Source organism: Bacillus sp. Root920 (genome assembly GCF_001429445.1).
Taxonomy (GTDB): Bacteria; Bacillota; Bacilli; order Bacillales; family Bacillaceae; genus Bacillus; species Bacillus safensis.
Window position 1 is genome coordinate 1,383,637 of the sequence record NZ_LMJV01000001.1, and the last position, 15,131, is coordinate 1,398,767.

Genomic DNA, 15,131 nt, shown 5'->3' on the forward strand with positions numbered 1-15,131 from the left:
TAGGATGGAACGTGAACGTATTCTAGAGGTGAAAGACCTTGCAATCTCATTTAAAACATATGGTGGAGAGGTTCAAGCCATTCGTGGTGTGAACTTCCACTTAAATAAAGGCGAGACACTTGCTATTGTAGGTGAATCTGGCTCTGGTAAAAGTGTGACATCACAAGCGATCATGAGATTAATTCCGATGCCGCCGGGTTATTTCAAGCGCGGACAGATCCTGTTTGATGGCCAAGATATTGTCAAGAAAACTGAGAAACAAATGCAAACCATTCGAGGAAAAGATATCTCAATGATCTTCCAAGATCCGATGACATCTTTGAATCCAACGATGAAAGTCGGGAAACAAATTACAGAAGTGCTGTTCAAGCATGAACAAATTTCAAAAGAAGCGGCTGAAAAAAGAGCCATTGAACTATTGGAGCTCGTTGGAATTCCAATGCCTGAAAAAAGAATTAAACAATATCCGCACGAATTTAGTGGCGGGATGAGACAAAGGGTTGTCATCGCCATGGCGCTTGCAGCAGATCCAAAGCTGCTGATTGCCGATGAGCCAACGACTGCACTTGATGTAACAATTCAAGCACAAATTTTAGAATTAATGAAAGAAATTCAGCAAAAGGTTGACACTTCGATTATCTTTATTACGCATGATCTAGGTGTTGTTGCCAACGTCGCTGATCGTGTAGCTGTTATGTATGCAGGACAGATTGTGGAGACAGGGACTGTCGATGAAATTTTCTACAATCCTAAGCATCCGTATACATGGGGACTTTTAGCCTCCATGCCGAGTCTTGACACAGATGGCGGAGAGGAAGGAAAGCTGACTGCCATTCCAGGAACACCGCCAGATCTGACAAACCCGCCGAAAGGAGATGCATTTGCACTCCGCAGCGATTATGCAATGAAAATTGACTTTGAACAAGAACCGCCAATGTTCAAAGTATCAGATACGCATTATGTGAAATCATGGCTACTTCATCCGAATGCACCTAAAGTTGAACCGCCTGCTTCTGTAAAGGCGAGAATGCGTGAACTAGAAGGTAGCTACGAAAAACCTGTATTAGTAAAAGAGGGTGAATAGCATGGCAGAAAAACTGTTAGAAATCAAAAATTTGAAACAGCATTTCCATACAGCAAGAGGAACTGTGAAAGCAGTTGATGGGGTTTCATTTGATATTTACAAAGGTGAAACGCTTGGTCTTGTAGGTGAGTCTGGTTGTGGTAAATCCACTACGGGCCGTTCGATCATTAGACTTTATGATGCGACAGATGGTGAAGTTCTTTATAAGGGTGAAAATGTACACGGGAAGAAATCAAGACAAAAAATGCTTGAGTTCAACCGTCAAATGCAGATGATCTTCCAAGATCCATATGCTTCACTCAACCCTAGAATGACAGTGCTTGATATCATTGCAGAGGGCATCGACATTCATGGCCTTGCAAAAACAAAACAGGCGCGAAAAGAGCGTGTGTACCAATTACTTGAAACTGTTGGCTTGAACAAAGAGCATGCGAACAGATACCCGCATGAATTCTCAGGCGGTCAAAGGCAGCGTATCGGAATTGCACGTGCATTAGCAGTAGAGCCGGATTTCATCATCGCCGATGAACCAATCTCTGCATTAGACGTGTCGATCCAAGCGCAGGTCGTCAATTTATTGAAAGAGCTTCAAGAGGAAAAAGGTTTAACGTACTTATTCATTGCCCATGACTTGTCCATGGTAAAATACATCAGCGATCGTATCGGCGTGATGTATTTCGGAAAATTGGTTGAACTGGCACCAGCGAATGAATTATACGAAAACCCGCTTCATCCATATACAAAATCATTGCTGTCTGCGATTCCGCTTCCAGATCCTGATTATGAGCGTAACCGCAAACGAATCAAGTATGATCCATCTGTTCACAAAGGAACAAACACCGAGTTCCGTGAAGTGAAGCCAGGTCACTTTGTGAGCTGCACAGAGGAAGAATTCAAAGAGCTACAGGCGAAACAATCATAAGAAGGAAGAAGCACTGCTAAGTCAGTGCTTCTTTTTTTATTTTACAAAAAAACAAGATGATGGTAATTTTTAGTTAAGTACAAGCAGATACCGGAGGAAATCAAATGTTAAATTGGAAAACCTTTCGTTATTCATTGCTTCATGTTCTCATTGTATTCATGCTTTTTTCAACCTCTTTTTTCAGAAAACCAAACGGAGGAAAGTGGATGCTCGCGTTTATGGTGCTCATTGGGATTGTGTCTTTTTCAGTCGAATATATGCTTAACCGAAAGACAAGCGGTCAGAAGCAAGAAGCACGGCGTGTAAAATATCTTTATTTCATCATGCTTCAAATTGCCATGACACTTATCCTGTTTGTCTGCATTCAACTCGTCATGAATCGTTCGTTATAAAACTTTTTTTGCGTTAATTGAAAAAAAGTGAAACTACTTTAGACTTTGCTGCGTCTTACTAGTACAGGCGTTTAAATAGCAGGAAATCGGGAATATCTAAGGAAGTGGTTCTTAACTATAGCATAAGGAGCAGATCCATGAATTGGTATGAAAAGCTCAGTGAATATTTCCCGATAGAAGAAATGAAGTCAAAAGAGCATATGGAAGCTTTATTAAAGGAAAGAAGTGATATTTATCATAAGGAGGAAGGACCTCATCATGTGATGATGTACGCCGAATTTGATTCTTTCATCTTTATTGATTATTTATTTGTTTCCAAAGATGCAAGAGGTGAAGGCCTCGGGTCAAAGCTTATTCATAAGCTGAAGGAAAAAAAGAAACCGATCTTGCTTGAGGTCGAGCCTGTAGATGAAGATGATGCAGATACTGCAAAACGCCTAAAGTTTTACCAAAGAGAGCACTTCAAGCATGCAGAATCAATCGGTTATAAACGCAGGTCACTTGCAACAAATGAAGTGAACCGCATGGAAATTCTTTATTGGTCGCCTCTTACAAATCATGAGGAAGAGATCATGGAAGCCATGAGGAAGACCTATGAACGAATCCATACGTATAAAGATGAAGAATGGTATGGACAATCGTATGAGGATGTTGATGATGTATTGAAGATCATTGAAAATAGAAAGCAAAAAAATATTTTCGATCATCTCGACTAAATGAGAATGTTCTGACATCCAGCAGCACCACAAAATGAATGAAATTGTCTAGTTTTTGTCACAAAAATTGCAAGAAAATCTGTTCACACTTACTTTTTTATAGTATAATCACTATAAAGATTACTTATTTAGAACAATTTTAATTTAAGAATACAGATCAATATTCATTCTACAAATTGAGGAGTGAAGATTTATGGTAACATTATACACATCACCAAGCTGTACATCATGTAGAAAAGCAAGAGCGTGGTTAGAAGAGCACAATATCCCATATCAAGAGAGAAACATTTTTTCTGAGCCTCTTTCAATCGATGAAATCAAGGAAATTCTTCGAATGACAGAAGACGGTACAGACGAAATTATCTCAACACGTTCAAAAGTATTCCAAAAACTAAATGTCAATGTTGAGACAATGCCGCTTCAACAATTGTATAAACTAATCAATGAGCATCCAGGTCTTTTGCGTCGTCCAATTATCTTGGATGAAAAAAGATTACAAGTTGGGTACAATGAAGATGAAATTAGACGTTTCTTACCAAGAACGGTTCGTACATTCCAACTAAGAGAAGCTCAGCGACTTGCTAACTAATAAAAACACGAAAAGCTGCCGATCATTTGGCAGCTTTTTTTATTTGTTTTCAGCCGTTTGTTCGTAAAAGAGGCTTGCTAATATGACCGTAATGACGGTTAAAAACGGAAGCATCAATTCAAGCGTGGCATGCTGTGACATAAATTCAGTCAATTTCACATCACGCACAATCATTTCTCCGCCAGTAAAGGCCAAAAGCGCACTTCCTCCGTATAAAAGAAACGGAAATTTAGTTAAAGCTGCATGAATCAGCTTGCTTCCCCAAATAATAATCGGTACAGAAATCATGAGGCCAAAAGCGGTCAGAATCATGTTGCCTTTTGCCGCACCTGCAACTGCGATGACATTATCAAGTGACATAAAGAGGTCTGCAATCACAATGGTTTGAACCGCACGCCAAAGGGAGCCGCTGCTCTTTATCCGAATCGATTCCTTCTTTTGTTCAATTAACAGATTGTATCCTATATAAAGGAGAAAAAGACCGCCAATAAACTGCAAATAAGGGATAGTCAATAAATATACTGCGGCACCAGTCATTGTAATTCTCATCAGAACGGCCAAAAGAGTGCCGATCCAAATGGCTTTATTGCGTTTGTCATGTGATAAACTTCGACTGGCCATCGCAATGATGAGCGCATTATCTCCGCCTAAAATCAGGTCTATGCCAATAATCATCAGTAAGGATACGATCCACTCTGTTTCCATCCATTTCACCTCTTGTCCTAATAGAAGCTCGTACAACCAATATATGAAGACAATTCAAATATATGTTTCTGCAAGTTTTCTCTGCAAAAAATGCGTTTTTATTTCTTTTATTCATGTTTTATCATAAAATAGACAGTACGAAGCAATACCTCAATTCTTTAAACGGTTAACATGTAGACGGAACGGGTAAAGTGTAGTAAAGTACTATTAATTGGGAGCTTGTATGTCCCTTCAACATCTTATATAGAAGGGAAGGTTGGCAAAATGGAAATCGAAAGAATAAATGAACATACAGTAAAATTTTATATTTCCTACGGTGATATTGAAGATCGCGGATTTGACCGTGAAGAGATTTGGTATAATCGTGAGCGCAGTGAAGAGCTGTTTTGGGAAGTAATGGACGAAGTGCACGAAGAAGAAGAATTTGCAGTAGAGGGGCCGCTTTGGATTCAAGTACAGGCACTTGATAAAGGTCTTGAAATTGTCGTGACAAAAGCCCAACTTTCTAAAGATGGACAAAAGCTCGAATTGCCGATTCCAGAAGATAAAAAAGATCAAACAGATGAAGAAAGCTTAGACGCACTGCTTGATGATTTTCATAAAGAAGAGCAAGATCAAGAAGACCATAATGAGAAGGACAAAAAACTTCAACTTCAATTCGTGTTGAAAATGGATGACTTTGAAGATTTGATTGCACTTTCTCAATTAAATATGCAGGATTTTACCACAAGTTTATATTCGTTTGAAAACCGTTATTATCTATATGTTGACTTCCACGAGGATTTGTCAGATGAGCAAGTGGAGAATAAGCTCAGCATTTTGCTTGAATATGCTCATGAATCAGTGGTCAGCATCTACAGACTGAAAGAATACGGTCAGCTGATTATCGAAGGGAATGCCCTTGAAACGATTCAACAGCACTTCTCGTAACTCACAAAAAGTCGATTTCTATAGAGGAATCGGCTTTTTTATCTGAATGAATAGGTAAATAAAGAGATCGGCAAGGAGAAAAATAAATGAGAAATGTAGTCAAAGTTCTATTTTTTCTAATCATTACGATAGGTGCTTATTTAATCATCCAATTGATTGTCGGTGATTTAGCGGTAAGTGTATTAAGTTCTGTCAGTGTTCTATTTACTTTATCGATTATTTTCATCGGATTTGTTATTTTCTTGGAGAACCGGAATCCGTCTCAAACGATTACATGGCTTGTCCTGCTTGGCAGCTTTCCGTTATTCGGCTTTTTGTTCTACATTTTCTTTGGACGCAATATTAAAAAGCGCCGGCTGTTTGAAAAGAAGGCGGTATTGGACGAGAAGTTAATCCAGGAAGATGAAAGTATCCATAGAGAAGCAATTGAAAAAATGACGCATATGGGTGATCATCAGCAGCTCTTATTTAAGCTGGCCCACAGACTTGGACATACTCCTATTACATATCGCACGTCCTCTAAAGTCTTAACCAATGGTGAAGAAACATTCTCTCATATTTTTGAAGAGATTAAAAAAGCAACACATCACATTCATTTAGAATATTACATTCTCCGCCACGATGACCTTGGCCAAGAATTAAAGGACATTCTCATTGAAAAAGCGAAAAATGGCGTGATTGTCCGCTTTTTATATGACGATGTAGGAAGCTTAAATCTCTCCCGTCAATATATTGCTGACCTAGAAAAGGCTGGCGTTCAGATCGTTCCGTTTTTACCAGTAAGGCTTCCCCTTTTAAATAATAAAATCAACTTCCGAAATCATAGAAAAATTGTCGTAATTGATGGGGAAGTGGGATTTGTCGGCGGGCTTAACATTGGAGACGAATACATGGGCAGAAGCAGACAATATGGATTCTGGCGTGATACTCATTTGATGATTAAGGGCGAAGCTGTTCGTGACCTCCAGCAGATTTTCATGCAGGATTGGTATTATATGACGAATGAAAGATGCTCTGGTGTGGACTATTTCAAAGATTTCAGCCACCTTGAGAGTACAACAGAAGGCGTACAAATGATTGCTGGCGGGCCTGACAAGCAGTGGGAGGTCATTAAAAATCTCTTTTTCTCCATGATCATCTCCGCCAAAAAGTCCATCTGGATCGCTTCACCGTATTTTGTGCCGGATGATGATATTTTGTCCGCATTGAAAATTGCCGCATTGAGCGGAGTAGATGTACGGATTATTGCTCCAAAGAATCCAGATAAACGGATTGTTTTCCATGCGTCTCGTTCATACTTCCCGGAGCTTCTTGACGCAGGGGCAAAGGTGTACGAGTATGATCAAGGCTTTATGCATAGTAAATTTATTATTGTGGATAGCGAGCTGGCTTCGATAGGAACGGCAAACATGGATATGAGAAGCTTTCATTTGAACTTTGAAGTGAATGCCTTCCTCTATAAAACAAAAAGCACCGAGAAGCTCGTCAACGATTTCTTAGGTGATTTAGAGCAGTCACATGAAATTGTTCCTGAAGAGTTTGCAAAGAGACCTTTGGGGGTCAGACTGTTTGAATCAACAGCAAGATTATTATCACCACTTTTATAAAGATTGTATTTTCCCCCTTTTCTATAAGGGGGATTTTTAATTTTCCTGAAGAGATGATCATTAAAATCATCTTTTGACACGGTAAAAATTCATTTTACCTTTTCGCTTCCTTATAGACGAACAAGCTATAATACGGTCATCAAAGAGCGAGGGGCGAACTGAATGAATACAGCAATGATGGATAACGGTAAGCTTATCCGAATGACACATCATTTATCGAAAAGCCGTCTGGAGCACGTAAGAACGACGTGCAAATTTTATTGTCCTGAGTGCAGGGAGGAGGTGCAATTAAAGCTAGGGGAGCATCGTGTCTATCATTTTGCGCATAAACAGCTGACAGCATGTCCGTTAGCCTCTGGCGAAACGGCTTATCATCAGGCGGGAAAGGAAGCTATTATGAATTGGCTGAAGGGGCTTGGACATAAACCGGCGCTGGAAAAGTATATGTCAAAGATTCATCAGCGTCCTGATGTGACCGTCTCTATAGGAAATGAAACCTATGCAATCGAATTTCAATGTGCAAATATTTCCCGGCAAGAGCTTCGCAGAAGAACAGCAGGTCTCCGCGAGGCAGGGCTCTTTCCCATATGGATGATAGGGGCAAATCGTTTAAACCGAAAATCTGCCCAGCTTTTTTCTTTCTCCTCCATTCATTGGGGAATTTTAAGGGAATCAGAGGAAAGGCGGTTGATTTTTTTCTGCCCGATCCAGAATAGGTTCATCCATCTTGATCAATTCCTTGTGTTTCAATCAACGAAAATATGTGCGGCAATGACTGTCAGACCACCTTCAGCATACCGCGAAATTCCGGCACTTCTATCTCCGCCTTCAAGCAAGCGTCAAGTAAACCAACAATGGATTAAATGTATACAGCAATTTAGGTTGCGTCCTCCTCGCATTTTATCAAATGAAAGCAAACGTTTGAGAGATATTTTTTATGAGCATCATCAAACAGCATTCCCTTTTTTGCCAACTGAATTATTTATTCCAGTGCAAGAAGCGTATATTTTTACAAGTCCCGTGTATGTTTGGCAGGGGTGTCTCTATGATTGGATGATGAGGAAAAAAGGAAGCGGAAGAGTGACAATTCAGCAGCTAATGATGGAAATCAATCGATGTGTGCAAATGAAAGAAGTGAAACTCCGATATGGCGATGTTTCAAGAGAAGAAATAAAAGAGGTGGTCACTGCATATGTAAATGCGCTTGTAAGACAAGGGTTTTTACATATGACGAAAGAGGGTAATTATGAAGTATCGTCGAATCAAATGCCTATACGAACACTAGATGAAGTGTTAAAACGAGATGCTTTCTTATTTCATTAGCATGTTTCATAACCACTTTGATCATGATAAGAAAAAGGTGGTGCTGCTATTGAATCAAAAGAAACGCTTTTTTCTCATTTTTTTAGTCTGTTTGGTATTTATTTCTGCATATGATTTGACAAATATAGTTCAAAACAAAGAAGATAAATACAACACCAATTTCTTTCACTTTCCGAAAGGTTGGTTCAACACAACTCAAGCAAGGGGGATTCATATGACTTCACAAAACAAAAACAATCATCTACCAGACAGAAGCGAAGTAAAAGAAGAAAACAAATGGCGTCTTGAAGATATTTTTGAAAGCGTCGATGCATGGAACAAGGAATTCGAAGCGGTCAAAAAAGAAATTCCGAAGCTGGCTCAGTTTAAAGGCAAGCTTGCCCATTCTGCTGATGTCCTGTATGAAGCCCTAACCTTTCAGGATCAACTTTCTGAAAAGCTTGGCAAGCTTTATACATATGCGCACATGAAATACGATGAAGATACAACGAACTCATCATTTCAGGCGTTAAATGATAAGGCATCAAATCTATTTACACAGCTGTCTAGTACATCTGCTTATATTGTTCCAGAGATTTTATCGATTCAAGAAGATAAATTGCAGCAATTCATACTAGAAAAAGAAGAATTAAAACTGTACTCACATGCTCTCGAAGAAATTAATAAAGAGCGTCCACATATTTTAAGTGAGGAGCAAGAAGCTTTATTAGCTGAGGCCTCTGAACCACTTTCATCTTCATCTACTACTTTTAGTATGTTTAACAACGCCGACATTTCTTTTCCTTCTGTAAAGGATGAGAATGGAGAGGAAAAGAAGATTACCCACGGCAACTTCATCACATTTTTAAATAGTGATGATCGTGAAGTGAGAAAGAATGCCTTTAAAGCTGTGTATAAAACGTATGATCAGTATAAGAATACACTTGCTTCTACACTGAGCGGTTCAATTAAGAAGGATAATTTTTATGCAAAAGTACGAAATTACAAATCGGCAAGAGAAGCAGCATTATCACGAAACAGCATCCCGGAAGAAGTGTATGACAATCTAATTGATACAGTTCATCAATATTTACCGTTATTACACCGTTATATTGAATTACGTAAAAAGGTATTAAAGCTTGATGAAGTGCACAATTACGACTTGTACACACCACTTGTGAAAGATGCTGGCATGAAGCTCACCTACGATGAAGCAAAGGATTATATGCTGAAAGGGTTAGCCCCATTAGGAGAAGAATATGTGTCCGTGTTAAAAGAAGGACTCGAAAATCGCTGGGTAGACGTTTATGAGAATAAAGGGAAACGAAGCGGTGCTTATTCATCTGGGAGTTATGGTACAAATCCATATATCCTCATGAACTGGCAAAATAATATTGATAATTTGTTTACACTGGCTCATGAATTTGGGCATTCTGTACACAGCTACTATACAAGAAAGCACCAGCCATATCCGTATGGAAACTATAGTATCTTTGTAGCTGAAGTGGCTTCCACTACAAATGAGGCGTTACTAGGTGAATACCTGCTTAATCATTTAGACGATAAAAAACAGCGTTTGTATGTATTAAACCACTTGTTAGAAGGATTTAGAGGAACGGTATTTAGACAAACGATGTTTGCTGAGTTTGAGCATCTTATTCATGTGAAAGCACAAGAAGGAGAGGCTTTAACGCCAGAATTTATGACGAACCTTTATTATGACCTGAACAAGAAGTACTTTGGTGACGGTATGGTGGTTGATAAGGAAATCGGATTAGAGTGGACGAGAATCCCTCATTTCTATTACAACTATTATGTGTATCAATACGCGACAGGCTATAGTGCGGCGCAGGCATTAAGCAAGCAAATATTACAAGAAGGAAAACCAGCGGTAGAGCGCTACACCGATTTCCTTAAAGCAGGAAGCTCTGATTATCCAATCAATGTGCTGAAAAAGGCAGGGGTTGATATGGCTTCTAAAGAACCAATCGAAGCAGCATGTCAATTGTTCGAAGAAAAACTAAAAGAAATGGAAGAGCTCATCTCCAAAACAGGTGAGTAATGAAAAGACTTCTGTCAGACGTGTGAGTGTGCTATCTCATCTTTTGACAGGAGTTTTTTTCTCATAAAAAAAGACCTCTTCAGATGTCGAGGCCGTTCCATGTCAATCATCAACCTTTAAAACCTCTAAAGGTCTTACGGTGATTCATTCGATAAAGCGTAAAAAGAATCGAAGCAAATAAGAGTGGAGACGTCAAATAAAGAGGAAACATCTTCATTAAGCCTAATATATTTAAAAAGAAACATAAGCCAATGGCAACAAGTCCAATAGTTGTGCTGCGCATGCAGATCCCCCCATTTTTTTGTTACTTTTACTATATGAAAGTGACAACCCTCTTATGTTTTGTGACAAAAATATGAACATATAGTATATCTGTTGTCATAAGTCGACAAAATTTGATATACTACAGATGTGAAATTAATCACATACAAACATTACCCCTTTGTTTGACCGTGAAAAATTTCTCCCATCCCCTTTGTTGTCGTTAAGACATAGTGAAACCGCGCTTATCCCGGCGCGGTTTCTTCGTATTTATAAACAGAACGAATGTTCCTGGTGAAGGTAAAGAAAAACATGGGTCAGCACCCATGTTCATTTTCACAGCGATAGACATCAAGATCTGTATGGTGGTCATTCTCTTTATAGCGCCAAAACATTTCTTGCTGCACTTGGACACGTTCTACCTTTTGAGCGAAAGCCAGCTTCTTCATTTCTCGTTCAACTTCTTCAAGCGTCAAGTCATAGACAACGGCTATCTCTTTTGCGGAAGCAAATTGAAAGTAAGCAATAAACCATTCAATTGGAGGCCGTTCTGATGGTGTTGGTTTTTCACCAATCATTTCAAAAAGGATTTCTTCGTAAATATCATAAGAGTAGGCACCTGAAATTTTTAATCCTTCGTCTCCATTTACGGTATTAAAAAAGGCGAAGGTCGGAAGCTCAGATACGTCCATTTCTGCTGCAATTTTCATATCACATTGCAGTGCTTTCACAGCACTTTGAGAATGAATGTCGCGCTGGAATTCCTCGATGTCCAGTCCAGCACTTTTTGCATTTTCTATCAGCACCTGCTCACTTGTGACATCTTGCTGATGGCAAAAAAGTGATTCTTGAATGAGACGCAAAAACTTCATTCCGCATTTTCTGCCTTGAAGCTCCGCTGCTTTTAGTGCGAGTGAGGCGAGGTAGGGTGATGTCACAATTTGTTCAGACAGCATTTGTTCTTTTTTGGTCTGCGTTTTAGTGGCAAATTTCCCCCATGCTTCAGTCAGTAAATGTTTCTTTCTTTTCCGATTCAAAGCATTAATACTAGAACTTGTTACCGTTCGTAAAGTGAAAAAACGGCCATATTTCATTTTCAACTTTTTAATGGACGGCTCTAATAACCAGCAGTCTGGGCTTAGAGGATCAATGAATACATAGATTTCAATCGGCTTTTGAGGATGTCCGTGACAGTGTGAGAAATATTGATCGTGCGTATTGCAGCTCAAGATCGTCCATCCTTTTCAGGTGTTTGGTTGACCATATGACGAGCCGTCAGAGAAAGCCGTTCAAATAAAAAGTCACGAATATCGCCGGTTAGTCCTACTTGATCCATTGCATCCTCCATGCATTCAAGCCATGCGTCAGCCCGCTCCTCAGTAATCGGAAAAGGGAGATGTCTCGCCCGCAGCATTGGGTGGCCATGCTCTTCTGTATAAAGTGGTGGTCCGCCTAAATATTGCGTTAAAAACTGTTTTTGTTTTCTTGCTGTTTCTTTTAAGTCATCCGGGAAAATAGGATGAAGCAAAGGATGACACTTTACATTTTCATAAAAAGTATCAACAAGTTGCGATAGAAGTTCCTCTCCAACCGCTTCGTAAGGTGCGTTAAACGATTGTACCATGTTGACTACTCCTTTTACTCGTAGTTAATAGGATGACTCACCCTATTGCGCATTTCATTTATTTCAAAAGTGATATTCAGTTTGTTCTATTTTATTGTTTCTATTCTTGTACTTATTTTAACAACCTCATCTCAATTCCACAAACAAACCGCTTTGGTCTGCTCGAAATAAAGAGAGAATCGGGTTCTGTGATCAATTGACCATATCATAACACATTCAGTCAAAAAAGGGGGAAAAGCGACATACAAAAAACCGAAGAGGTTATTCTCTTCGGTTTAAGCGAAATATTGAGCTGTGATTTTTTTTACATAATTTTGTGTTTCTTTAAATGGAGGAATGCCTCCGTATTTATCAACATTTCCTGAGCCTGCATTATAGGCAGCTAAGGCGAGTGAGATATTTCCATTATATTTATTGAGCATTTGTTTTAAATACTTCGTTCCGCCTTCAATGTTTTGGGATGCATCAAAAGCATTGTTGACGCCAAGTGATTTAGCAGTAGATGGCATGAGCTGCATGAGTCCAAGCGCACCTGCATGGCTGACAGCATTTGTGCGGTAGCCGGATTCCTGCTTGATGACCGCGTGAATCAGCTTTTCGGGAACGCCATGCTTTTGAGCCATTTGTGACACGATTTGATTAATCTCTTTTGATGAAGAGCCGCTGGAGACAGCCTTTTGAAGCGGCGGCGTGTAGCTGTTGTTTAAGACATTTCCAATGCCATTCGCTGTATTTAATTGGTTGTCATTTGCATACAAAGATTGGGCCTCAAGCTGATCACTGCCGGAAGTGGCAGATAAATATGGGTTTGTACGCGCATATTGCGTGTTCGGAGCCGTTGATGGGTCCGTGCCCATAAAAGCAGAGATGGAAAGCGGGAGACGTGATAATTCTGATCCGCCTAAAAAATCTTGCAGCAGCGACTGAAATGAAGCTTGGGCATTTGATTCTTGACCTGCAGACTTTTGCGTTTGTGCTGGATCTGTTTGTAACGTTTTAAGCGCTTGAAGCTGCATAAAGGATTGAAGTTGATTGACGTTCATCATGTTCCTCCTTCAAGGAATTCATCTATTCTGTGTTTTCATTTTTTCTTCATAAAAACGAACGACTTTGTTTTTCGTGTTTCGTACTGGAATATGAAATTTGCGGAGCAATGCGGAGAAAGCGGCTTGTCCGATTTCCAGGTCGCTCACTTCAAATTCAAGTTCATAGTCCTCTACTGTTAAATATCGGCTGTGATCCAAAACAATTAAGCCTTCTTGAATCATTTTTTCTGCTCTTGACGTTTCAAGTGAACCAAAGTACACAATTTGATCCTTTTGAATGTTCAGGTGGTCTAATCTTTCCGCAACTTCACCATCTGGCAGCTCAAAATCGTCAAGTTGAGATGGGGGAGCGATCGTTTGGTGGGTTTCGAGCAAGCCTATTTCGTGAGGTTCCTTTAATGTGAGCACCCATTGACCGTTTTTTTCTCTCATTCTTAATGCAGCCAATTGAGATTTTATATTAAATTGAGGTGTATCAAAATAATAGTTGGTTTGCGTGTGGAAATCCGCATCCTTCAATTGAAAATGCTGTTTCAGCTGTTCAAATTCTTCTTTCATTAATAATTGCTTTAGTTCGATTTCAATTTCCTGTGCCATTTTGACATCAACCTTTCATTAGAGGAAATATGATTATTGTACATGAAGTGTGTTCACCATGTAAAAGACTGTTTTTTTCACTCTATTTTCAATTTAGGTATGGACCAAAATGAATGAAGAATCTTGGGAAAGGATCATTTAAAAGAGAAAAACAGGATTTTCTCAAAAAGTTCGGTTTATCAATATTGAACTTGATATGATAAAATAAAGCTGTACTTTGTTGTAAAGGAGATCATGATGCAAAACAGAATTGAAATCACAGAAGCAACTTTAAAAGAAGACAGGCTGATTTTGACAATCCAGTCAGAAGAGCAAATTCAAAAAGCAAAAGCATCAGGACAAATGCTTGTTGATTCTGATCACTTTGCGTTCGTTTACATACTTGAAACCGAGGAGTCCTTTTCGTATCTTATTTTAGGGGAACATACATGGGCTCCATTAAAAGAAGCAATGAATCGTGACATCCCTGTCTATTTGGCATCGGATGAATATTCGCTGGAACTCATTCAGCTTCAACAGGAATTACATTATTTAATCGACAATATTAAAGACAATGCCAATTACGGAGATATGGAAGAGAAAGTGAAAAGCACATTCCTCTGAAATAATTAGGTATATGGAATTGGGGGAAGTTTCATGGACAAAAAACAATGGGATCAATTCCTCGCACCGTATAAACAAGCAGTCGAAGAATTAAAAGTGAAACTAAAAGGCATTCGAAAGCTGTATGAATTCGAGGATGACCATTCACCAGTAGAATTTGTCACAGGCCGAGTGAAACCCGTTGCCAGCATATTAGAAAAGGCAAAGCGTAAAAACATCCCGATGCATGAGATTGAAACGATGCAGGATATTGCTGGGCTTCGCATTATGTGCCAGTTTGTAGAAGATATACAAGTCGTGAAAAAAATGCTCCAGTCACGTAAAGATTTTGTGGTTGTAGATAAACGCGACTATATTGCAGAACATAAAGAAAGCGGATACCGCTCTTACCACCTTGTTGTGTTATATCCGCTGCAAACCGTAAGTGGAGAGAAACAGCTCCTCGTCGAAATCCAAATTCGTACGCTTGCGATGAACTTTTGGGCGACCATTGAGCATTCTCTGAATTATAAATATAGCGGGAATATCCCGGAGAAGGTCAAGCTGCGCCTTCAAAGAGCATCTGAGGCAGCATCTCGTCTCGATGAAGAAATGTCCGAAATCAGAGGGGAAATTCAAGAAGCACAAGTAGCATTTTCCCGGAAAAAGAAAAACGACAGCTGAGCCAGTTTGATCAAATATGATGCTGCCC

Annotated in this window: 17 protein-coding genes; 11 read left to right on the plus strand and 6 right to left on the minus strand. The window is 39.4% G+C overall.

Translation table 11 applies throughout. The features are described 5' to 3' along the window. Positions 1–4: 4 nt before the first annotated feature. The 5 genes from ASE42_RS06655 to spxA all read left to right on the plus strand — a co-directional run bounded on the left by ASE42_RS06655 (position 5) and on the right by spxA (position 3,703). Complete coding sequence (locus ASE42_RS06655; RefSeq protein ID WP_025093404.1) at positions 5–1,084, plus strand: ABC transporter ATP-binding protein; 1,080 nt, start codon at positions 5–7, stop codon at positions 1,082–1,084. A gap of 1 nt (position 1,085) precedes the next feature. Continuing rightward, positions 1,086–2,006, plus strand: a complete 921-nt coding sequence (locus ASE42_RS06660) for an ABC transporter ATP-binding protein (protein WP_024425041.1) — start codon at positions 1,086–1,088, stop codon at positions 2,004–2,006. Positions 2,007–2,110: 104 nt separating this feature from the next. Further along, positions 2,111–2,398: a hypothetical protein gene (locus ASE42_RS06665; RefSeq protein WP_044334753.1), complete on the plus strand. Its 288-nt coding sequence runs from the start codon at positions 2,111–2,113 to the stop codon at positions 2,396–2,398. 137 nt (positions 2,399–2,535) lie between these two features. Continuing rightward, positions 2,536–3,114 (plus strand): GNAT family N-acetyltransferase, encoded by a 579-nt coding sequence (locus ASE42_RS06670; RefSeq protein WP_024425040.1) that lies wholly within the window; start codon positions 2,536–2,538, stop codon positions 3,112–3,114. A gap of 193 nt (positions 3,115–3,307) precedes the next feature. Continuing rightward, entirely contained in the window at positions 3,308–3,703 is a 396-nt protein-coding gene (spxA, locus tag ASE42_RS06675) for a transcriptional regulator SpxA (protein WP_003211421.1), read from the plus strand. Between the two features lie 39 nt (positions 3,704–3,742). Here the strand turns inward: spxA and ASE42_RS06680 are convergent, their stop codons facing one another. Continuing rightward, positions 3,743–4,408: a TerC family protein gene (locus ASE42_RS06680; RefSeq protein ID WP_024426476.1), complete on the minus strand. Its 666-nt coding sequence runs from the start codon at positions 4,406–4,408 to the stop codon at positions 3,743–3,745. A 264-nt stretch (positions 4,409–4,672) separates the two neighbouring features. On the opposite strand from ASE42_RS06680, the gene mecA reads away from it, so the two are divergent. The 4 genes from mecA to pepF all read left to right on the plus strand — a co-directional run bounded on the left by mecA (position 4,673) and on the right by pepF (position 10,309). Continuing rightward, positions 4,673–5,338: an adaptor protein MecA gene (gene mecA / locus ASE42_RS06685; protein WP_024425038.1), complete on the plus strand. Its 666-nt coding sequence runs from the start codon at positions 4,673–4,675 to the stop codon at positions 5,336–5,338. Positions 5,339–5,424: 86 nt separating this feature from the next. After that, positions 5,425–6,945, plus strand: a complete 1,521-nt coding sequence (gene cls, locus ASE42_RS06690; RefSeq protein WP_024426475.1) for a cardiolipin synthase — start codon at positions 5,425–5,427, stop codon at positions 6,943–6,945. 162 nt (positions 6,946–7,107) lie between these two features. Continuing rightward, positions 7,108–8,268 (plus strand): competence protein CoiA, encoded by a 1,161-nt coding sequence (locus ASE42_RS06695; RefSeq protein ID WP_056766158.1) that lies wholly within the window; start codon positions 7,108–7,110, stop codon positions 8,266–8,268. Between the two features lie 214 nt (positions 8,269–8,482). After that, positions 8,483–10,309 carry an oligoendopeptidase F gene (gene pepF, locus ASE42_RS06700; protein WP_281733681.1) on the plus strand — a complete coding sequence of 609 codons (1,827 nt, stop codon included), beginning with the start codon at positions 8,483–8,485 and terminating at the stop codon, positions 10,307–10,309. A 109-nt stretch (positions 10,310–10,418) separates the two neighbouring features. Here pepF and ASE42_RS19050 read toward each other — a convergent pair whose 3' ends face one another. From ASE42_RS19050 to ASE42_RS06720, 5 genes are all read right to left on the minus strand, one after another. Then, positions 10,419–10,592 carry a hypothetical protein gene (locus ASE42_RS19050; protein ID WP_200956587.1) on the minus strand — a complete coding sequence of 58 codons (174 nt, stop codon included), beginning with the start codon at positions 10,590–10,592 and terminating at the stop codon, positions 10,419–10,421. Positions 10,593–10,887: 295 nt separating this feature from the next. Further along, positions 10,888–11,799 (minus strand): ClpXP adapter SpxH family protein, encoded by a 912-nt coding sequence (locus tag ASE42_RS06705; protein WP_024425033.1) that lies wholly within the window; start codon positions 11,797–11,799, stop codon positions 10,888–10,890. Further along, positions 11,796–12,194 (minus strand): thiol management oxidoreductase, encoded by a 399-nt coding sequence (locus ASE42_RS06710; RefSeq protein WP_008355333.1) that lies wholly within the window; start codon positions 12,192–12,194, stop codon positions 11,796–11,798. The genes ASE42_RS06705 and ASE42_RS06710 overlap by 4 nt, the downstream gene beginning before the upstream one ends. Before the next feature lie 275 nt (positions 12,195–12,469). Next, positions 12,470–13,237: a lytic transglycosylase domain-containing protein gene (locus tag ASE42_RS06715; RefSeq protein WP_056766161.1), complete on the minus strand. Its 768-nt coding sequence runs from the start codon at positions 13,235–13,237 to the stop codon at positions 12,470–12,472. A 21-nt stretch (positions 13,238–13,258) separates the two neighbouring features. Then, positions 13,259–13,837: a CYTH domain-containing protein gene (locus ASE42_RS06720; RefSeq protein ID WP_034621763.1), complete on the minus strand. Its 579-nt coding sequence runs from the start codon at positions 13,835–13,837 to the stop codon at positions 13,259–13,261. Positions 13,838–14,074: 237 nt separating this feature from the next. Here ASE42_RS06720 and ASE42_RS06725 point away from each other — a divergent pair, with 237 nt between their 5' ends. Together ASE42_RS06725 and ASE42_RS06730 are read left to right on the plus strand one after the other, a co-directional pair. Continuing rightward, the gene (locus ASE42_RS06725) at positions 14,075–14,440 is read left to right on the plus strand and encodes a hypothetical protein (RefSeq protein WP_024425029.1); all 366 of its coding nucleotides are present in this window, start codon (positions 14,075–14,077) and stop codon (positions 14,438–14,440) included. Between the two features lie 33 nt (positions 14,441–14,473). Further along, positions 14,474–15,103, plus strand: coding sequence for a GTP pyrophosphokinase family protein (locus ASE42_RS06730; RefSeq protein ID WP_024425028.1), 630 nt, complete (start codon positions 14,474–14,476; stop codon positions 15,101–15,103). The last annotated feature ends 28 nt before the right edge of the window (positions 15,104–15,131 follow it).